We start from the raw sequence: 20,857 nt of genomic DNA, 5'->3' as shown, positions 1-20,857 counted from the left end.
CGATTACTCGATGATCTTGGCAACCACGCCGGCGCCAACGGTACGACCACCTTCGCGGATCGCGAAGCGCAGGCCGTCTTCCATGGCGATCGGGGCGATCAGGGTGACAACCATCTTGATGTTGTCGCCCGGCATTACCATCTCTACGCCTTCCGGCAGTTCGCAGTTACCGGTCACGTCAGTGGTACGGAAGTAGAACTGCGGACGGTAGCCCTTGAAGAACGGGGTGTGACGACCGCCCTCTTCCTTGGACAGCACGTACACTTCGCACTCGAACTTGGTGTGCGGCTTGATGGTGCCCGGCTTGGCCAGAACCTGGCCACGCTCCACTTCGTCACGCTTGGTGCCGCGCAGCAGGGCGCCGACGTTCTCACCAGCACGACCTTCGTCGAGCAGCTTGCGGAACATTTCCACGCCGGTGCAGGTGGTCTTGGTGGTCGGACGGATACCGACGATCTCGATTTCCTCGCCCACCTTGACGATACCGCGCTCGACACGACCGGTTACCACGGTGCCGCGGCCGGAGATGGAGAACACGTCTTCGATCGGCATCAGGAACGGCTGGTCGATGGCACGCACCGGCTCCGGAATGTAGGAGTCCAGGGTCTCAACCAGTTTACGAACGGCGGAAACGCCGATTTCGTTGTCGTCCTTGCCTTCCAGGGCCATCAGAGCGGAACCGATCACGATCGGAGTGTCGTCGCCCGGGAAGTCATAGGTGTTCAGCAGGTCGCGAACTTCCATCTCGACCAGTTCCAGCAGCTCGGCGTCGTCAACCATGTCGGCCTTGTTCAGGAACACGACAATGTAGGGAACGCCTACCTGACGGGACAGCAGGATGTGCTCACGGGTCTGCGGCATGGGGCCGTCGGCGGCGGAGCAAACCAGGATCGCGCCGTCCATCTGGGCAGCACCGGTGATCATGTTCTTCACGTAGTCAGCGTGACCGGGGCAGTCAACGTGAGCGTAGTGACGAATGGCGGAATCGTACTCAACGTGGGAGGTGTTGATGGTGATACCGCGAGCCTTCTCTTCCGGCGCGTTGTCGATCTGGTCGAAAGCACGAGCGGAACCACCCCAGGTCTCGGAGCAGACCTTGGTCAGAGCAGCAGTCAGAGTGGTCTTGCCATGGTCAACGTGACCGATGGTGCCGACGTTGACGTGCGGTTTGTTACGTTCAAATTTTTCCTTAGCCACGACAGTAAACCTCTTACTTAAAGGGCTGAATCAACCTTGTTTTTTAACCAGTGCTTCGACGATGTTCGACGGAGCTTCGGCGTATTTGGAGAATTCCATGGAGTAGCTCGCGCGACCCTGGGACATGGAACGTACGTCGGTTGCGTAACCGAACATCTCGCCCAGCGGAACCTCGGCACGGATAACCTTACCGGAAACCGAGTCCTCCATCCCCTGAATCAGACCACGACGACGGTTCAGGTCGCCCATCACGTCGCCCATGTAGTCCTCGGGGGTCACCACCTCTACCTTCATGATCGGCTCAAGCACCTTACCGCCGCCCTTCTGGGCCAGCTGCTTGGTCGCCATGGAGGCAGCGATCTTGAACGCCATCTCGTTGGAGTCGACGTCGTGGTAGGAACCATCGAACACGGTAGCCTTCAGGCCGATGAGCGGGTAGCCGGCAACGACGCCGTTCTTCATCTGCTCTTCGATGCCCTTCTGGATCGCCGGGATGTATTCCTTCGGAACCACACCACCCACGACTTCGTTGGTGAATACCAGACCTTCGGCAATGTTGCCTTTCTCGTCCACGTCGGCAGCCGAGAAGCGGATCCAGCAGTGACCGAACTGACCACGGCCGCCGGACTGGCGAACGAACTTGCCTTCGATCTCGACGTTGTCCTTGGAGATGGTTTCGCGGTAGGAAACCTGCGGCTTGCCGATGTTGGCCTCAACGCCGAATTCACGCTTCATGCGGTCGACGATGATGTCCAGGTGCAGCTCACCCATACCGGAGATGATGGTCTGGCCAGTCTCTTCGTCGGTCTTCACGCGGAAGGACGGGTCTTCCTGGGCCAGCTTGCCGAGGGCGATGCCCATCTTCTCCTGGTCAGCCTTGGTCTTCGGCTCGACAGCAACCGAGATCACCGGCTCCGGGAAGTCCATGCGCTCGAGGACGATCGGCTTCTCGATATCGCACAGGGTGTCACCGGTGGTGACGTCCTTCATGCCGATCAGGGCCGCGATGTCGCCAGCGCGAACTTCCTTGATCTCGTCACGCTGGTTGGCGTGCATCTGCACCATACGGCCAACGCGCTCTTTCTTGCCCTTCACCGAGTTCAGCACGGAGTCGCCAGAAGTCAGGACGCCGGAGTAAACGCGAGCGAAGGTCAGGGTGCCCACGAAGGGGTCGGTCGCGATCTTGAACGCCAGAGCAGAGAAGGGCTCGGCATCATCAGCGCGACGCTCGTCCTGGATCTCGTTGTCGTCAGTGCTGTCCGGGTGGACGCCCTGAATCGGCGGGATCTCGGTCGGAGCCGGCAGGAAGTCGATCACGGCGTCGAGAACCAGGGGCACGCCCTTGTTCTTGAAGGAGGAACCGCAAACGGCCGGAACGATTTCGCTGGCCAGGGTACGAGCGCGCAGACCTTCCTTGATTTCTTCAGGAGTCAGCTCACCCTCTTCCAGGTACTTGTTCATCAGCTCTTCGCTGGCTTCGGCGGCAGCTTCAACCATGTTGGAGCGCCACTCTTCGGCCAGAGCCTGGAGCTCGGCAGGGATTTCCTCCTCGCGGTAGGTAGTACCCTTGTCGTCTTCGTTCCAGTAGATCGCCTTCATCTTGATCAGATCGATCTGACCTTCGAAGTCGTCCTCGGCACCGATCGGCAGCTGAACCGGAACCGGGGTATGACCCAGGCGCTGCTTGATCTGGCCGACTACGCGCAGGAAGTTGGCACCGGCACGGTCCATCTTGTTCACGTAGACGACGCGCGGAACACCGTACTTGTTGGCCTGACGCCATACGGTCTCGGACTGAGGCTCAACGCCGGAGGTACCGCAGAACACGACGACAGCGCCGTCGAGTACGCGCAGGGAGCGCTCTACTTCGATGGTGAAGTCCACGTGGCCGGGGGTATCGATCACGTTGACGCGGTACTTGTCGTACTGGCCGCGGGAACCCTGCCAGAAGGTGGTCACGGCAGCGGAGGTAATGGTGATACCACGCTCCTGCTCCTGCACCATCCAGTCGGTGGTGGCGGCGCCGTCGTGCACCTCACCCATCTTGTGGCTGAGACCTGTGTAGAACAGGATCCGCTCCGTGGTGGTGGTCTTACCGGCATCTACGTGGGCGCAGATACCGATGTTACGGTAGCGGTTGATAGGGGTTGTACGAGCCACGAAAAAATCCTCGCTAGATTAGAAGCGATAATGCGAGAAGGCCTTGTTGGCCTCTGCCATGCGGTGCACGTCTTCACGCTTCTTGACAGCAGCGCCTTTGCCATCGAAGGCATCCAGCAGCTCGCCTGCGAGACGCAGGGCCATGGATTTCTCGCCACGCTTGCGCGCGGACTCAACCAGCCAGCGCATGGCCAGCGCATTACGACGGGACGGGCGAACTTCGACCGGAACCTGGTAAGTGGCACCGCCGACACGGCGGGACTTGACTTCGACCAGCGGAGCGATGGCGTCGAGAGCTTTCTCGAAGATTTCCAGGGGATCGCTGTTCTTGCGGGATTTGACGGTATCCAGGGCACCGTAAACGATGCGCTCGGCTACGGCCTTCTTGCCGCTTTCCATCACGTGGTTCATGAACTTGGCGAGAATCTGGCTTCCGTACTTCGGATCGTCCAGGATCTCACGCTTGGCTGCTACACGACGTCTTGGCATTGATAAGCCCTCAAACGGTCTTCAGGTTAGCCCGGGACCATAACCATCTGGTTACGCCCGACCTTACTCTTATCGACTCAATGAATATGAAAATTGGGCAAGCACCGAATTACTTCGGACGCTTGGTACCGTACTTGGAACGACCCTGCTTACGGTCTTTGACACCAGTGGTGTCCAGCGAACCGCGCACGGTGTGGTAACGCACACCCGGGAGGTCCTTTACACGACCGCCGCGGATCAGCACTACGCTGTGCTCTTGCAGGTTGTGACCTTCACCACCGATGTACGAAGTCACTTCGTAGCCGTTGGTCAGGCGAACACGGCAAACCTTACGGAGTGCGGAGTTCGGCTTCTTCGGCGTGGTGGTGTAAACGCGGGTGCATACGCCGCGACGCTGCGGGCAGTTCTGCAGCGCAGGTACGTCGGATTTCTCGACGATACGGCTGCGCGGCTTACGCACCAGCTGGTTGATAGTTGCCATCTATAGCTCCACTGTTGTCTTTCGACATAAACAAAATGACAGGACGAAACGCCCTGCCAAATTTAGGGGTGCATGAGTCTAAAGAGACTCAATGCCCCCGTCAAGGCAAAGCCCCCGGAGGCCTGGGTCTCCGGGGGGCTGCGCACTTAGTTGCCGCTGAGGTTCAGCGCTTCGGTCAGCGCCGCTTCCACTTCGCTCGCGCTTACGCGGACCGGCTTGCCGGCATCGCGCTGACGTTTACGCTCGCTGTGGTAGGCCAGGCCGGTACCGGCCGGGATCAGGCGCCCCACCACCACGTTTTCCTTCAGGCCGCGCAGGTAGTCGCGCTTGCCGGTAACCGCGGCCTCGGTGAGGACGCGGGTGGTTTCCTGGAAGGATGCCGCGGAGATGAACGACTCGGTGGACAGCGAGGCCTTGGTGATACCCAGCAGGACGCGCTCGTACTTGGCGATGAAGCGGTCTTCGGCCGCCAGACGCTCGTTCTCTTCCAGCACCTGGGTCAGCTCCATCTGATCACCCTTGATGAAGCTGGAGTCACCCGACTCGGCGATCTCGACCTTGCGCAGCATCTGACGCAGGATGGTCTCGATGTGCTTGTCGTTGATCTTCACGCCCTGCAGGCGGTACACGTCCTGGATCTCGTTGACGATGTACTTGGCCAGCGCGCTGACGCCCAGCAGGCGCAGGATGTCGTGCGGGTTGCTCGGGCCGTCGGAGATCACTTCGCCGCGGTTCACCTGTTCGCCTTCGAACACGTTCAGGTGGCGCCACTTCGGAATCAGCTCTTCGTACGGATCGCTACCGTCGGTCGGGGTGATGACCAGTCGACGCTTGCCCTTGGTTTCCTTACCGAAGGAGATGGTGCCGCTGATTTCCGCCAGGATCGACGGTTCCTTCGGACGACGCGCTTCGAAGAGGTCAGCAACGCGCGGCAGACCACCGGTGATGTCGCGGGTCTTCGAGGTTTCCTGCGGGATACGGGCGATAACGTCACCCACGCCCACCTGGGCTCCATCGGCAACGCCGACCAGGGCGTTCGCCGGCAGGAAGTACTGGGCGGGAACGTCGGTACCTGGCAGCAGCAGCTCCTTGCCGTTGGCGTCGACCAGCTTCACGGCCGGACGGATGTCCTTGCCGGCAGCCGGGCGGTCCTTCGGATCCAGAACCTCGATGTTGGTCAGACCGGTCAGTTCGTCGGTCTGGCGCTTGATGGTGATGCCCTCCTCCATGCCGACGAAGGTCACGGTACCCTTCATTTCGGTCACGATCGGGTGGGTGTGCGGGTCCCACTTGGCGACGATTGCGCCCGGGTCGACCTTGTCACCTTCCTTCACCGAGATCACGGCACCGTACGGCAGCTTGTAACGCTCGCGCTCGCGACCGAAGTCGTCGGCAACGGCCAGCTCGCCGGAACGGGATACCGCCACCAGGGCGCCATCGGCACGCTCCACGTATTTCAGGTTGTGCAGGCGGATGGTGCCGCCGTTTTTCACCTGGACGTTGTCGACTGCCGAAGTCCGGCTCGCCGCACCACCGATGTGGAAGGTACGCATGGTCAGCTGGGTACCCGGCTCACCGATGGACTGGGCGGCGATAACGCCGACCGCTTCACCGATGTTCACCTGGTGACCACGGGCCAGATCGCGGCCGTAGCACTTGGCGCAGATGCCGTAGCGGGTTTCGCAGGTGATCGGCGAACGCACGACCACTTCGTCGACGCTCATGCGCTCGATGAACTCGACCCACTTCTCGTCGACCAGGGTACCGGCCGGCACTATGACTTCGCCGTCGTCGCTGCCCGGCTTGAACACGTCACGGGCGATCACACGGCCCAGTACGCGCTCACCCAGGGGCTCGACCACGTCGCCGCCTTCGATGTGCGGAGTCATCAGCAGGCCATGCTCGGTGCCGCAATCGACCTCGGTCACTACCAGGTCCTGAGCGACGTCGACGAGACGGCGGGTCAGGTAACCGGAGTTCGCGGTCTTCAGTGCGGTATCCGCCAGCCCCTTACGAGCACCGTGAGTGGAGATGAAGTACTGGAGTACGTTCAGGCCTTCACGGAAGTTCGCAGTGATGGGGGTCTCGATGATGGAGCCGTCCGGCTTGGCCATCAGGCCGCGCATACCGGCCAGCTGACGGATCTGGGCGGCAGAACCCCGCGCACCGGAGTCCGCCATCATGTACATGGAGTTGAAGGACTCCTGGTCGACTTCCTTGCCCTCGCGGTCGATGACCTTCTCTTTCGAGAGGTTGGACATCATCGCCTTGGACACTTCGTCGTTGGCCTTCGACCAGAGGTCGATCACCTTGTTGTACTTCTCGCCCTGGGTTACCAGGCCGGAGGCGTACTGGGATTCGATCTCCTTCACTTCCTCGGTAGCCGCGTCAATGATGCGAGCCTTCTCATCCGGAATGACGAAGTCGTTCACGCCGATGGAGACGCCGGAAATGGTCGAGTAGGCGAAACCGGTGTACATCAGCTGGTCAGCGAAGATGACGGTATCCTTCAGACCCACCACGCGGTAGCACTGGTTGATCAGCTTGGAGATCGCCTTCTTCTTCATCGGCTGGTTGACCACGTCGAAGGACAGGCCAGCCGGGACCACCTGGAACAGCAGCGCACGGCCGACAGTGGTGTCGACGATGCGGGTGTTCTTGGAGATGGAGCCGTCCTTTTCCTTCACAACTTCCTTGATCCGTACTTTCACGCGGGCGTGCAGGGACGCTTCGCCGGCGCGGAACACCCGGTCGACTTCCTGCAGGTCGGCGAACACGCGGCCTTCGCCCTTGGCGTTAACGGCTTCGCGGGTCATGTAGTACAGGCCCAGTACCACGTCCTGCGACGGCACGATGATCGGCTCGCCGTTGGCGGGGGACAGGATGTTGTTGGTGGACATCATCAGCGCGCGCGCTTCCAGCTGGGCCTCGAGGGTCAGCGGGACGTGAACGGCCATCTGGTCACCGTCGAAGTCGGCGTTGTACGCGGCGCAGACCAGCGGGTGCAGCTGGATCGCCTTGCCTTCGATGAGCACCGGCTCGAACGCCTGGATGCCCAGACGGTGGAGGGTCGGTGCACGGTTCAGCAGCACGGGGTGTTCGCGGATGACTTCGGCGAGAACGTCCCAGACCTCGGGCAGTTCGCGCTCGACCATCTTCTTGGCCGCCTTGATGGTGGTGGCCATGCCGCGGGCTTCGAGCTTGCCGAAAATGAACGGCTTGAACAGCTCGAGGGCCATCTTCTTCGGCAGACCGCACTGGTGCAGGCGCAGGGTCGGGCCCACGGTGATCACGGAACGACCGGAGTAGTCCACGCGCTTGCCGAGCAGGTTCTGACGGAAGCGGCCCTGCTTGCCCTTGATCATGTCGGCCAGGGACTTCAGCGGGCGCTTGTTCGAGCCGGTGATGGCGCGGCCGCGACGGCCGTTGTCCAGCAGGGCGTCGACGGCTTCCTGCAGCATGCGCTTTTCGTTGCGCACGATGATGTCCGGCGCGGCCAGGTCGAGCAGGCGCTTCAGACGGTTGTTACGGTTGATGACGCGGCGATACAGATCGTTCAGATCGGAAGTCGCGAAGCGGCCGCCATCCAGCGGAACCAGCGGACGCAGGTCCGGCGGCAGCACAGGCAGGACAGTCAGCACCATCCACTCGGGGTGGTTGCCGGAGTCCTTGAAGGCTTCCATCAGCTTCAGGCGCTTGGACAGCTTCTTGATCTTGGTTTCCGAGTTGGTCTGCGGGATTTCCTCGCGCAGGCGACCGATCTCGTGCTCCAGGTCGATGGCGTTGAGCAGCTCGCGAACGGCCTCGGCGCCCATGCGCGCGTCGAAGTCGTCACCGAACTCTTCGAGGGCTTCGAAGTACTGCTCGTCGTTCAGCAGCTGGCCCTTATCCAGGGTGGTCATGCCCGGGTCGATCACCACGTAGCTCTCGAAATAGAGCACGCGTTCGATATCACGCAGGGTCATGTCCAGCAGCAGGCCGATACGGGACGGCAGGGACTTCAGGAACCAGATGTGGGCAACCGGGGACGCCAGTTCGATGTGGCCCATGCGCTCGCGGCGCACCTTGGCCAGGGCGACTTCCACGCCACACTTCTCGCAGATCACGCCGCGGTGCTTGAGGCGCTTGTACTTACCGCACAGGCACTCGTAGTCCTTCACCGGGCCGAAGATCTTGGCGCAGAACAGGCCATCGCGCTCCGGCTTGAAGGTACGGTAGTTGATGGTCTCCGGCTTCTTCACTTCACCGAAGGACCAGGAACGGATCATCTCGGGCGAGGCCAGACCAATACGGATGGCATCGAACTCTTCGATTTGACCCTGGTTTTTCAACAGATTCAGCAAGTCTTTCAAGGCCTTTCCTCCTCACGGACCCGCTACGGCCGGCCTTGACCAGCCGTAGCGTTTTGGGCGTCGCGTGTTATTCGGTTTCCAGTTCGATGTCGATGCCGAGCGAGCGGATCTCTTTGATCAGCACGTTGAAGGACTCGGGCATGCCGGCCTCCATGCGGTGATCGCCGTCCACGATGTTCTTGTACATCTTGGTCCGGCCGTTCACGTCGTCCGACTTCACAGTCAGCATTTCCTGCAGGGTGTAGGCGGCGCCGTAGGCTTCCAGTGCCCAGACCTCCATCTCCCCGAAACGCTGGCCACCGAACTGTGCCTTACCACCCAGCGGCTGCTGGGTAACCAGGCTGTAGGAACCGGTGGAACGTGCGTGCATCTTGTCGTCGACCAGGTGGTTCAGCTTGAGCATGTACATGTAGCCGACGGTGGTCGGACGCTCGAACTGGTTGCCGGTACGACCGTCGAACAGGCGCATCTGGCCGCTTTCCGGCAGGTCGGCGAGCTTCAGCATGGCCTTGATCTCGCTTTCCTTGGCGCCGTCGAACACCGGGGTGGCCATGGGTACGCCGCCCTTCAGGTTCTTCGCCAGATCCAGGATTTCCTGGTCGCTCAGCTCGTTCAGGTTCTCCTGACGGCCACCGATCTCGTTGTAGATCTCGTGGAGGAACTCGCGCAGTTCAGCGATCTTGCGCTGCTCTTCCATCATGCGGTTGATCTTCTCGCCCAGCCCCTTGGCCGCGAGGCCCAGGTGGGTTTCGAGGATCTGGCCGACGTTCATACGAGACGGTACGCCCAGCGGGTTCAGAACGATGTCCACCGGGGTGCCGTTGGCGTCGTGCGGCATGTCTTCGACCGGCATGATCACCGAGACCACACCCTTGTTACCGTGACGGCCGGCCATCTTGTCGCCCGGCTGGATGCGGCGCTTGATGGCCAGGTAGACCTTGACGATCTTCAGCACGCCCGGAGCAAGGTCGTCGCCCTGCTGCAGCTTGCGCTTCTTGTCCTCGAACTTGTCGTCCAGCATCTGGCGACGGTCGGACAGGTAGGCCTGGGCCTTTTCCAGCTGCTCGTTCAGGGCGTCCTCGGACATGCGCAGCTTGAACCACTGGCCGCGCTCGAGGCCGTCGAGGTACTCGTCGGTGATCTCGGTGCCTTTCTTCAGGCCGGCGCCGCCTTCGGCGATCTGGCCGACCAGGGCGGAACGCAGACGCTCGAAGGTGGCACCTTCGACGATGCGGAACTCTTCGTTCAGGTCCTTGCGGATCTCGTCCAGCTGCATCTTCTCGATGGACAGGGCGCGGCTGTCGCGCTCCACGCCGTCACGAGTGAAGACCTGGACGTCGATCACGGTGCCCTTGGTGCCGGTGGGCACGCGCAGGGAGGTGTCCTTAACGTCGGACGCCTTCTCACCGAATATCGCGCGCAGCAGCTTCTCTTCCGGAGTCAGCTGGGTCTCGCCTTTCGGGGTGACCTTGCCGACCAGGATGTCGCCAGCCTGCACTTCGGCACCGACGTAGACGATACCGGCTTCGTCCAGCTTGTTCAGCGCGGCCTCACCCACGTTCGGGATGTCCGCGGTGATTTCTTCTGGGCCGAGCTTGGTGTCACGCGCCACACAGGTCAGTTCCTGGATGTGGATGGTGGTGAAGCGATCTTCCTGCACCACGCGCTCGGACAGGCAGATGGAGTCCTCGAAGTTGAAGCCGTTCCAGGGCATGAACGCAACGCGCATGTTCTGGCCCAGGGCGAGTTCACCCATGTCGGTGGACGGACCATCGGCGAGGATGTCGGCGCGAGCGACCACGTCACCCTTCTGCACCAGCGGACGCTGGTTGATACAGGTGTTCTGGTTGGAACGGGTGTACTTGGTCAGGTTGTAGATATCCACACCTGCTTCGCCGGTCTCCACTTCGTCGTCGTTGACGCGGACCACGATACGGCTGGCGTCGACCGAGTCGATCACGCCGCCACGACGGGCCACCACGCAGACGCCGGAGTCGCGCGCAACGTTGCGCTCCATGCCGGTACCGACCAGGGGCTTGTCGGCACGCAGGGTCGGCACGGCCTGACGCTGCATGTTCGAGCCCATGAGTGCACGGTTGGCGTCGTCGTGCTCGAGGAACGGAATCAGCGAGGCAGCGACGGAAACGACCTGCTTCGGCGACACGTCCATCAGGGTCACGTCTTCCGGCGCCTTCACGGTGAACTCGTTCAGGTGACGCACGGCTACCAGTTCGTCCACCAGTTGGCCCTGTTCGTTCAGGGTGGCGGAAGCCTGGGCGATGACGTGATCGGCCTCTTCGATGGCGGAGAGGAAGACGATCTCGTCGGTGACCTGGCCTTCCTTGACCACGCGGTACGGGCTTTCCAGGAAGCCGTACTGGTTGGTGCGGGCGTAGGTCGCCAGCGAGTTGATCAGACCGATGTTCGGACCTTCAGGGGTTTCGATGGGGCACACGCGGCCGTAGTGGGTCGGGTGTACGTCACGAACCTCGAAGCCCGCGCGCTCACGGGTCAGACCACCCGGGCCGAGTGCGGAAACACGACGCTTGTGGGTGATCTCGGAGAGCGGGTTGTTCTGGTCCATGAACTGGGACAGCTGGCTGGAACCGAAGAACTCCTTGATCGCGGCAGCCACCGGCTTGGCGTTGATCAGGTCCTGCGGCATCAGGCCTTCGCTTTCGGCCATGGACAGGCGTTCCTTGACCGCGCGCTCGACGCGCACCAGGCCAACACGGAACTGGTTCTCGGCCATTTCGCCGACGCAACGTACGCGACGGTTACCCAGGTGGTCGATGTCGTCGACGATGCCCTTGCCGTTACGGATGTCGACCAGGGTCTTCAGTACGTCGACGATGTCTTCCTTGCTCAACACGCCGGAGCCTTCGATCTCGGTACGACCGATGCGGCGGTTGAACTTCATGCGGCCCACGGCGGACAGGTCGTAACGCTCGGCGCTGAAGAACAGGTTGTTGAACAGGGTCTCGGCGGCTTCCTTGGTCGGCGGTTCGCCCGGACGCATCATGCGGTAGATCTCGACCAGGGCTTCCAGCTGGTTGCCGGTGGAGTCGATCTTCAGGGTGTCCGAAATGAACGGACCGCAGTCGATGTCGTTGGTGTACAGGGTCTCGATGCGGACGACCTGGGCCTTGGCGATCTTCACCAGCAGGTCGGTGGTCAGCTCGGTGTTGCACTCGGCGATGATCTCGCCGGTGGCCGGATGCACGATGGCCTTGGCGCTGGTACGGCCGAGCACATAGTCCAGCGGAACTTCCAGCTCCTTGATGCCGGCTTTTTCCAGCTGGTTGATGTGGCGGGCGGTGATACGACGACCCTGCTCCACAATCACCTTGCCGGACTGGTCCTTGATGTCGAACACGGCGATTTCGCCGCGCAGGCGCTGCGGAACCAGTTCCAGGTGCAGGCCTTCGCCCTTCACGTGGAAGACGTTGGTGGCGTAGAAGGCGTCCAGCACTTCTTCAGTGGTGTAATTCAGCGCGCGCAGCAGGACGGTGGCCGGCAGTTTGCGGCGACGGTCGATACGTACGAATACGCAGTCCTTCGGATCGAACTCGAAGTCCAGCCAGGAGCCGCGGTAGGGGATGATGCGAGCGGAGTACAGCAGCTTGCCCGAGCTGTGGGTCTTGCCGCGGTCGTGATCGAAGAACACGCCTGGCGAGCGGTGCAGCTGGGAAACGATGACGCGCTCGGTACCGTTGATGATGAAGGTACCGTTCTCGGTCATCAGGGGGATTTCCCCCATGTAGACTTCCTGCTCCTTGATGTCCTTGATCGCTTTGTTCGACGATTCTTTGTCGAAGATGATCAGACGGACTTTCACCCGCAGCGGTACCGCGAAGGTCACACCGCGCAGCACGCATTCCTTGACATCGAAAGCCGGCTCGCCCAGGCGATAGCCGACGTATTCCAGGGCGGCGTTACCGGAATAGCTGATGATCGGGAAAACAGACTTGAAGGCCGCGTGCAGGCCGATATCACGGAACTGCTCCTTGCTAACGCCCGCCTGCAGGAATTCGCGATACGAATCCAGCTGGATAGCCAGGAGGTAGGGTACATCCATGACGTCCGGCAACTTGCTAAAGTCTTTGCGGATACGTTTTTTCTCAGTGTATGAGTAAGCCATCAGCGTTCCCCAGCTTGGTCACCTGCTTGTTTGGCCCCTCCGACGGGAGTAGCCAGAAAATCGTGCAAACCCCTTGGTTTGCTCCGCCTCCCAGTGGAGGTCGGGTCGCGCCCCAGGTGGCATCCGGAGACAACCACCTAGAACGGAAAAAGGCCGGTGGCATAAGCCACCAGCCGTCAGCCTTGCGCGAGGCGCAGAGGCTGTAGACGCAAGGTCGTCGCTTACTTGAGCTCGACTTTGGCGCCAGCTTCTTCCAGGGCCTTCTTGGCAGCTTCGGCCTCTTCCTTGGAAGCGCCTTCCTTGACCACGCCCGGGGCGCCGTCAACAACTGCCTTGGCTTCTTTCAGACCCAGACCGGTCAGCTCGCGAACGACCTTGATCACGTTCACTTTCTTCTCGCCGGCTTCGGCCAGAACGATGGTGAACTCGGTTTGTTCTTCAACAACGGCAGCAGCAACAGCCGGGCCAGCGGCAACAGCGGCAGCAGCGGTAACGCCGAACTTCTCTTCCATCGCCTTGATCAGTTCAACGATCTGCATGACGGACATTTCGGATACGGCGTTGATGATGTCTTCGTTGGTCAGAGCCATGACTCTAATTCCTGTATTGGTGGACAGCCTTCGCGGCCATCAAAATTTAAAAGTTTCGTGAAAGGGACTATGCAGCCTGGATCAGGCAGCAGCGCCTTCTTTCTGGTCGCGAATGGCCGCCAGCGTACGAGCCAGCTTGCTGGTAGCGCCTTGGATCACGCTCATCAGCTGTGCAACGGCTTCGTTGTAGGTCGGCAGGGTCGCCAGTACGTCGATCTGATTGGCTGCGAGGAACTGGCCCTCGAATGCAGCGGCCTTGATCTCGAACTTGTCCTGACCCTTGGCGAATTCCTTGAAGATACGGGCAGCAGCGCCCGGATGCTCGTTGGAGAACGCAATCAGGGTCGGGCCTTTGAACACGTCGTTGAGCACTTCGAACTGAGTGCCGGCAACGGCGCGGCGGGCCAGGGTGTTACGTACGACACGCACGTACACGCCAGCTTCGCGGGCCTCTTTACGGAGTCCGGTCATAGCGGCTACGGTCACGCCACGGGCATCAGCCACGACAGCGGACAGGCCAGCTTTGGCAGCCTCGTTGACTTCAGCGACGATGGCCTTCTTGTCTTCGAGTTTAATTGCCACGGGTCTAACTCCTGGATGTTACCGTTTCGTCCAGCCGGGGCCGGACGGCGTTTTGGTGTCTGATTCGGTAAACGAATCGGGAGCACCATCTGCGTAGGCTCGGGAATCGCTTCCCGGTTTACGGCTTGCACCGCCTACGGTCTTGGATAGCCCCCGCCAGGCAGGGACCCCAATACCTGGCGCGGCGGACGCATCCGCCGCGCCTTTATCACTTAGCCTTCGAGGGAGGCCTGATCGATCTGCAGACCCGGGCCCATGGTGGTGCTCAGGGTCACGCGCTTCAGGTACACACCCTTGGAGGTGGACGGCTTCAGGCGCTTCAGGTCAGCCAGCAGGGCTTCGACGTTCTGCTTCAGCTTGATCGGCTCGAAGTCGACCTTGCCCACGGAAGCGTGAATGATGCCGTTCTTGTCGGTACGGAAGCGCACCTGACCAGCCTTGGCATTCTTCACGGCAGTGGCCACGTCCGGGGTAACGGTGCCGACTTTCGGGTTCGGCATCAGGCCGCGCGGGCCGAGGATCTGGCCCAGCTGACCGACGACACGCATCGCGTCCGGGGAAGCGATGACCACGTCGTAGCTCAGGTCGCCGCCCTTCATCTCGGCAGCCAGTTCGTCCATACCAACCTTGTCGGCACCAGCAGCCAGAGCGGCTTCGGCAGCCGGACCCTGGGTGAAGACGGCAACGCGGACGCTCTTGCCGGTGCCGTTCGGCAGAACGGTGGCACCACGAACGACCTGGTCGGATTTACGCGGATCGACGCCCAGGTTGATGGAGACGTCCACGGATTCCTTGAACTTGGAGGTAGCCAGTTCAGCCAGCAGTTTGGCGGCGTCCTCGAAAGCGTACTGTTTGCCAGCTTCTACTTTCTCGGCGATTGCCTTTTGGCGCTTGGTCAGCTTAGCCATTACACACCCTCCACGTTCAGGCCCATGCTACGCGCGGAACCGGCGATGCTACGCACGGCCGCATCCAGGTCAGCTGCAGTCAGATCGGCCTTCTTGGCCTTGGCGATCTCTTCCAGCTGAGCACGGGTAACGGTGCCTACTTTCTGGGTGTTCGGACGCGGGGAACCGCTGGCGATGCCGGCTGCTTTTTTCAGCAGGACGGAGGCCGGGGTGCTCTTGGTCTCGAAAGTGAAGCTGCGGTCGCTGTATACGGTGATGATCACGGGAGTCGGCAGACCCGGCTCGAGGCCTTGGGTGCGGGCGTTGAACGCCTTGCAGAATTCCATGATGTTCACGCCGTGCTGACCCAGGGCAGGGCCGACCGGCGGCGACGGGTTGGCCTGGCCGGCCTTCACTTGCAGCTTGATATAAGCTTGAATCTTCTTAGCCATGTATAACTCCAGTTACGGGTTCTAGCGCCCGAAGGCTCCCCGATTGCTTTCGCGTTTATCCCAGTGACGACAAAACCCCGCAACCTAGGGCTGCGGGGTTGGGATGCCATTTTCAGTCAAGCCTTCTCGACCTGACTGAACTCCAGCTCTACCGGGGTAGAGCGGCCGAAGATGAGCACGGCCACCTGGATCCGGCTCTTCTCGTAGTTGACCTCTTCGACGACACCATTGAAGTCGGCGAACGGACCATCGATGACACGAACGGTCTCACCCGGCTCGAACAGCGTCTTCGGCTTCGGCTTGTCACCACTGTCAGCAACGCGACGCAGGATAGCCTCAGCTTCCTTCTCAGTGATGGGCGCGGGCTTGTCGGCAGTACCACCGATAAAGCCCATGACACGCGGCGTATCCTTGATCAAGTGCCAAGTCGCCTCGTTCATCTCCATCTGCACCAGCACATAACCGGGGAAGAACTTACGTTCGCTCTTGCGCTTCTGGCCATTGCGCATCTCCACCACTTCCTCGGTGGGAACCAGAATTTCGCCGAACTGGTCTTCCATGCCGGCCAGCTTGACGCGCTCGATCAGCGAGCGCATGACATGCTTCTCGTAACCCGAGTAGGCATGCACAACGTACCAACGCTTAGCCACGGCGCACCTATTAACCAACAATCAACGAAACAAGCCAGCCGAGCAGGGTATCGAGCCCCCACAACAGCAGCGCCATCACCAGCACGACAGCCACGACAATCAGGGTGGTCTGGGTGGTTTCCTGACGGGTCGGCCAAACAACCTTGCGAATTTCCGCGCGAGCTTCCTTGGCAAGAACGAAGAAAGCCTGACCCTTGGCAGTCTGCAGAGCCACGACAGCAGCCACACCAGCAAGAGCGAGAAGCGCGAGGACACGGTACAGGATCGGCTCAGCGGAGAAATACTGATTGCCGACCACACCAACAGCGACGAGAACCACCACAACGACCCACTTCAGAACGTCGAAGCGTGTTTCTTTGGCTTCAGCCTTGGCATTCATCAGCTAGGATCCTGTGAGAGAAATGCCAGATTCTCTTTCTTGGAATCTGGCAGGCCAGGAGGGAATCGAACCCCCAACCTGCGGTTTTGGAGACCGCCGCTCTGCCAATTGAGCTACTGGCCTGTAACAAAGTCAGGCCGACCATTATGCCGGCCCGACACACCAAGATCAAGTCGTTATTCGATGATCTTGGCCACAACACCGGCGCCAACGGTACGACCACCTTCGCGGATCGCGAAGCGCAGGCCGTCTTCCATGGCGATCGGGGCGATCAGGGTGACAACCATCTTGATGTTGTCGCCCGGCATTACCATCTCTACGCCTTCCGGCAGTTCGCAGTTACCGGTCACGTCGGTGGTACGGAAGTAGAACTGCGGACGGTAGCCCTTGAAGAACGGGGTGTGACGACCACCCTCTTCCTTGGACAGCACGTACACTTCGCACTCGAACTTGGTGTGCGGCTTGATGGTGCCCGGCTTGGCCAGAACCTGGCCACGCTCCACTTCGTCACGCTTGGTGCCGCGCAGCAGGGCGCCGACGTTCTCACCAGCACGACCTTCGTCGAGCAGCTTGCGGAACATTTCCACGCCGGTGCAGGTGGTCTTGGTGGTCGGACGGATACCGACGATCTCGATTTCCTCGCCCACCTTGACGATACCACGCTCAACACGACCGGTTACCACGGTGCCGCGGCCGGAGATGGAGAACACGTCTTCGATCGGCATCAGGAACGGCTGGTCGATGGCACGCACCGGCTCCGGAATGTAGGAGTCCAGGGTCTCAACCAGTTTACGAACGGCGGAAACGCCGATTTCGTTGTCGTCCTTGCCTTCCAGGGCCATCAGAGCGGAACCGATCACGATCGGAGTGTCGTCGCCCGGGAAGTCATAGGTGTTCAACAGGTCACGAACTTCCATCTCGACCAGTTCCAGCAGCTCGGCGTCGTCAACCATGTCGGCCTTGTTCAGGAACACGACGATGTAGGGAACGCCTACCTGACGGGACAGCAGGATGTGCTCGCGGGTCTGCGGCATGGGGCCGTCGGCGGCGGAGCAAACCAGGATCGCGCCGTCCATCTGGGCAGCACCGGTGATCATGTTCTTCACGTAGTCAGCGTGACCGGGGCAGTCAACGTGAGCGTAGTGACGAATGGCGGAATCGTACTCAACGTGGGAGGTGTTGATGGTGATACCGCGAGCCTTCTCTTCCGGCGCGTTGTCGATCTGGTCGAAAGCACGAGCGGAACCACCCCAGGTCTCGGAGCAGACCTTGGTCAGAGCAGCAGTCAGAGTGGTCTTGCCATGGTCAACGTGACCAATGGTACCGACGTTGACGTGCGGTTTGTTACGTTCGAACTTTTCTTTAGCCATCGAGAACGTCTCCCATCAAAAATTTGAGCGAGTCACGCCACCATTAAAACAAAGGCAGATATTTTCATATCTGCCTTTGTTGAGATGGAGCTCATGAGCGGATTTGAACCGCTGACCTCACCCTTACCAAGGGTGTGCTCTACCAGCTGAGCTACATGAGCCAAACACATTGCGAAAACAGCAAACCTGGAGCGGGTAGCGGGAATCGAACCCGCATCATCAGCTTGGAAGGCTGAGGTTCTACCACTGAACTATACCCGCGGAGCCACAGCTCTCGCTTTGAATCTGGTGGAGGGGGAAGGATTCGAACCTTCGAAGTCTATGACGTCAGATTTACAGTCTGATCCCTTTGGCCGCTCGGGAACCCCTCCAAGTGAGGCGGCATTTTAAACTCTGCCACCCTACTGTCAAGCTTTTTCTCAATAAAATCTTGAGGTTAGCAACTTTTGACAGCAACTCCGCAATCAGCCTTCTGGGCCACCCTGCGAAGCGGGCGCCATTCTATTCAAGCTTTCAGGGAGATGCAACACCCTCGCACGATATAAGTTGATGTTTCAACCCCGTAAAATCCCGGGACAGCCGTTCGAGCAGCGGATCATCAACCAGCCTGCGACTTTCAGGGGCCACGCGCACCCAATAGTCACGGTGCGCGCGAGACAGTTCCCGCAGGAAAGGCTCATAGCCGGCGTCACGCAAACGCTGCATGACGCTCTCGGCAGAATCCAGGCGGGGGAAAATTCCAAGGGATATCCCGTTCACCAGATCCCCCTGGGTGACGATGTAACTGTCGATCTTCCGCGCCTGAAGCTCCTTGAGCTGACGCAGGGACGCCTCCCTCGAGGCGAGCGGAGCGAGGTAGACCCAGTAGTCGGTACCTGCTGCCGCATCGACAGGCCGCACCGCAGAGCGCACGTCCAGACTGATCAGGCGCTGCTCCAGCTCCCGGGCCTGCTCTTCACGCTCGAAGCCCCCAAGGAAAAGACAGACCGCCTGCTCCGGCGGAACCACCGATGCAGCAGAACGCCTCGGCTGGACATCGCCGGACTCGCTGAGCAGGCGAATATCCTGCTGCCCGCCCTTGTAGAGCGAAAGCGTTTCCACTTCCTTCGGCCGCAACGGTGCCTGCTGCTGATGCCAGACGTAGTAGAAAAGATTGAGAACCAGAAGGAACAGGAACAACCAACGCATGGATCGACCTCAATGCAAAGGACAGGCGATCGCCAAGCCGGCGAACACCAGATCAGGCAACACCCTTGCGCGTGGGAGCACATCACGGACCAGAAGAGCGTCGCCACCCGTGAGGAAGACCTCGAACTCATCGCCCAGATGTTCGGCAGCCAACTCGATCTGCACCTGCACGAATCCACGCAACATCAGCAGGCAGCCACGCTCCACAGCTTCAACGGTCGAACGTCCCGGAGCCATGTCGAGCAATGCCTGCTCCGCCGCCTCATCGTCATATCGAATACGGCGCGTATGGGTCCGAAGCTGGTTGCGCATCAGCGGCATCCCCGGACAAATGAAGCCACCAAGGTGCTGCCCATCCCCAGTAATCAGGTCAGACGTCACTGCGGTACCCAGATCCAGAACCAGGCAGGGCTTCCGAGCAATGTGATAGGCCCCCAGGACAGCCAACCATCGATCCAACCCCAATCGCTGGTATTCCGAATAGCCATTGCGCACGCCCGCCATTTCCAGTGCAGGCACCGCACACGCGCACGAAACGGCAAAGACCTCCTGCAGCCGCGTCGTCAGCGAGCGCGTCTCCTCGTCGGAGCGGACGCTGACCAGCCGACAATGGCGCAGCGCCAATCCGGCAATTCGCTGCAGGGCGGATACCAACTCCTCATCGGAGCCAGCCACGCCGCCCGCGAGAGCCGCATGCTGCGAGCTTTCGATCACTCGCCACTTGATAAAACTGTTGCCGCAGTCAAGCTCAAGAATCATCACTCAACCTCAAACTGAGCTCTCCACCGCTGTAAGCTCGTTCTTCGCCGTCGACACTGAGGCGCAAAGCGCCGGTCGCATCGATGCCCATGACCCTTCCCTGTATTTGCTGCACGCCAGCTATCAGATTGACAGCCCTCCCCTGCCAGAGATGGGCGGCCTCCCACTCTTCGCGAAGAGCAGAGAATCCCTCGCACTTATGGCGTGCCAAGTAGGCCGCTAGAGAAGCACTCAATCGTTTGACCAGCGCATTCCTGTCCACCAGTTCGCCGGATTCTCTTTGCATTGAGGTCCAGGGCTGGTCAATCTCTTCCGCAGCAAGCTGCATGTTCACATTGATCCCGATGCCGACAACCACATGGCAGATATCCGCAGGATCCCCAATCAGCTCAAGGAGAACACCTGCAATCTTGCGGCTGCCGACCAGGAGATCGTTCGGCCATTTGAGGCCGACCGCCATCAAGCCGAATGCTCGCAGGGTATCCAGCACCGCCAGACCGACAACCAGACTCAACCCTTCGAGCTGGCGCGCGCCACCGTCGATTCGTAAAGCAAGACTGTAGTAAAGGTTCTGCGCATACGGACTCACCCACCGACGCCCCCTTCGCCCTCGCCCCTGGGTTTGTCGCTCAGCAGTTACCACGAAGGGAGGAATGCCTCCCGCGGACAGTTGCCGCATTACTTCCGCGTTGGTGGAGTCCAAAGTCTCGAACACCTGGTGCGGCCACGGAGCATTCTGGCCATTCAGTTCCGCGCTATCGAGCAGGCTCAGCGGACTTTGCAGCCGATAGCCGCGGCCGCGCACCCTATAAATCGGCAGGCCGTACTCGGCCTCCAGCTGCTGCAACTGCTTCCAGATAGCGCTTCTGCTCACACCCAGGACAGCACCCAGGGCCTGGCCCGAGTGAAAACGTCCATCACGCAGAAGATTCAATAGGGTCAGCATTTGCTGAGATCCGGCTCACAATGAGGCAGGCATCATATCCATGCACACTCAGGTTGCATAGAAATCCGGCACACCCTGAATACCCGCTCAATGCCGATGGCGACGATGCTCGAGACAAGCGGCAATTTCCCGCGCAAAGACAAACCCCCGACACGCCTGGGCGTATCGGGGGTTTGGGATAGGCGCTTGACGATGACCTACTCTCGCATGGAGAAGCTCCACACTACCATCGGC

Annotated in this window: 16 protein-coding genes and 4 tRNA genes; all 20 read right to left on the bottom strand. The window is 60.5% G+C overall.

What is annotated here, in order from left to right; translation table 11 throughout:
* Positions 1-3: 3 nt before the first annotated feature.
* The 20 genes from tuf (ACFPU0_RS19010) to birA all read right to left on the bottom strand — a co-directional run bounded on the left by tuf (ACFPU0_RS19010) (position 4) and on the right by birA (position 20,623).
* A complete protein-coding gene (gene tuf, locus ACFPU0_RS19010; protein WP_377694826.1) occupies positions 4-1,197 on the bottom strand; it encodes an elongation factor Tu in 1,194 nt (397 codons plus the stop codon).
* A 30-nt stretch (positions 1,198-1,227) separates the two neighbouring features.
* The gene (fusA, locus tag ACFPU0_RS19005) at positions 1,228-3,357 is read right to left on the bottom strand and encodes an elongation factor G (RefSeq protein WP_377694833.1); all 2,130 of its coding nucleotides are present in this window, start codon (positions 3,355-3,357) and stop codon (positions 1,228-1,230) included.
* A gap of 18 nt (positions 3,358-3,375) precedes the next feature.
* Entirely contained in the window at positions 3,376-3,846 is a 471-nt protein-coding gene (gene rpsG, locus ACFPU0_RS19000; protein ID WP_151131571.1) for a 30S ribosomal protein S7, read from the bottom strand.
* A gap of 109 nt (positions 3,847-3,955) precedes the next feature.
* On the bottom strand, positions 3,956-4,327 hold the full coding sequence (rpsL, locus tag ACFPU0_RS18995; RefSeq protein WP_003448708.1) for a 30S ribosomal protein S12: 372 nt from the start codon (positions 4,325-4,327) through the stop codon (positions 3,956-3,958).
* A 146-nt stretch (positions 4,328-4,473) separates the two neighbouring features.
* Positions 4,474-8,679 (bottom strand): DNA-directed RNA polymerase subunit beta', encoded by a 4,206-nt coding sequence (gene rpoC / locus ACFPU0_RS18990; RefSeq protein WP_377694832.1) that lies wholly within the window; start codon positions 8,677-8,679, stop codon positions 4,474-4,476.
* Between the two features lie 67 nt (positions 8,680-8,746).
* The gene (gene rpoB, locus ACFPU0_RS18985; protein WP_377694831.1) at positions 8,747-12,820 is read right to left on the bottom strand and encodes a DNA-directed RNA polymerase subunit beta; all 4,074 of its coding nucleotides are present in this window, start codon (positions 12,818-12,820) and stop codon (positions 8,747-8,749) included.
* A 221-nt stretch (positions 12,821-13,041) separates the two neighbouring features.
* Positions 13,042-13,410: a 50S ribosomal protein L7/L12 gene (gene rplL / locus ACFPU0_RS18980; RefSeq protein WP_377694830.1), complete on the bottom strand. Its 369-nt coding sequence runs from the start codon at positions 13,408-13,410 to the stop codon at positions 13,042-13,044.
* A gap of 81 nt (positions 13,411-13,491) precedes the next feature.
* Positions 13,492-13,992 (bottom strand): 50S ribosomal protein L10, encoded by a 501-nt coding sequence (gene rplJ / locus ACFPU0_RS18975; RefSeq protein WP_016490524.1) that lies wholly within the window; start codon positions 13,990-13,992, stop codon positions 13,492-13,494.
* Positions 13,993-14,204: 212 nt separating this feature from the next.
* A complete protein-coding gene (rplA, locus tag ACFPU0_RS18970; protein ID WP_377694829.1) occupies positions 14,205-14,900 on the bottom strand; it encodes a 50S ribosomal protein L1 in 696 nt (231 codons plus the stop codon).
* Complete coding sequence (gene rplK, locus ACFPU0_RS18965) at positions 14,900-15,331, bottom strand: 50S ribosomal protein L11 (protein WP_280282992.1); 432 nt, start codon at positions 15,329-15,331, stop codon at positions 14,900-14,902. Before rplK ends, rplA begins: the two co-directional genes overlap by 1 nt.
* Positions 15,332-15,447: 116 nt before the next feature.
* Positions 15,448-15,981: a transcription termination/antitermination protein NusG gene (gene nusG, locus ACFPU0_RS18960; RefSeq protein WP_377694828.1), complete on the bottom strand. Its 534-nt coding sequence runs from the start codon at positions 15,979-15,981 to the stop codon at positions 15,448-15,450.
* Positions 15,982-15,991: 10 nt separating this feature from the next.
* Positions 15,992-16,360 carry a preprotein translocase subunit SecE gene (secE, locus tag ACFPU0_RS18955; RefSeq protein WP_377694827.1) on the bottom strand — a complete coding sequence of 123 codons (369 nt, stop codon included), beginning with the start codon at positions 16,358-16,360 and terminating at the stop codon, positions 15,992-15,994.
* Positions 16,361-16,407: 47 nt separating this feature from the next.
* Positions 16,408-16,483 (bottom strand) — tRNA-Trp (locus ACFPU0_RS18950).
* A gap of 53 nt (positions 16,484-16,536) precedes the next feature.
* The gene (gene tuf, locus ACFPU0_RS18945) at positions 16,537-17,730 is read right to left on the bottom strand and encodes an elongation factor Tu (protein WP_377694826.1); all 1,194 of its coding nucleotides are present in this window, start codon (positions 17,728-17,730) and stop codon (positions 16,537-16,539) included.
* Between the two features lie 85 nt (positions 17,731-17,815).
* Positions 17,816-17,891: transfer RNA gene (locus ACFPU0_RS18940), tRNA-Thr, on the bottom strand.
* 26 nt (positions 17,892-17,917) lie between these two features.
* Positions 17,918-17,991, bottom strand: a tRNA-Gly gene (locus ACFPU0_RS18935).
* A 25-nt stretch (positions 17,992-18,016) separates the two neighbouring features.
* A tRNA-Tyr gene (locus ACFPU0_RS18930) sits at positions 18,017-18,101 on the bottom strand.
* Between the two features lie 142 nt (positions 18,102-18,243).
* On the bottom strand, positions 18,244-18,918 hold the full coding sequence (locus ACFPU0_RS18925; RefSeq protein WP_377694824.1) for an SPOR domain-containing protein: 675 nt from the start codon (positions 18,916-18,918) through the stop codon (positions 18,244-18,246).
* 9 nt (positions 18,919-18,927) lie between these two features.
* Positions 18,928-19,677: a pantothenate kinase gene (locus ACFPU0_RS18920; protein ID WP_377694822.1), complete on the bottom strand. Its 750-nt coding sequence runs from the start codon at positions 19,675-19,677 to the stop codon at positions 18,928-18,930.
* The gene (gene birA / locus ACFPU0_RS18915) at positions 19,667-20,623 is read right to left on the bottom strand and encodes a bifunctional biotin--[acetyl-CoA-carboxylase] ligase/biotin operon repressor BirA (protein WP_377694821.1); all 957 of its coding nucleotides are present in this window, start codon (positions 20,621-20,623) and stop codon (positions 19,667-19,669) included. Before birA ends, ACFPU0_RS18920 begins: the two co-directional genes overlap by 11 nt.
* Positions 20,624-20,857 lie beyond the last annotated feature (234 nt).

It is taken from the genome of Pseudomonas sp. GCM10022186 (assembly GCF_042656385.1).
Classification (GTDB): Bacteria; Pseudomonadota; Gammaproteobacteria; order Pseudomonadales; family Pseudomonadaceae; genus Metapseudomonas.
This window is presented reverse-complemented; position numbering and strand designations above follow the sequence as displayed.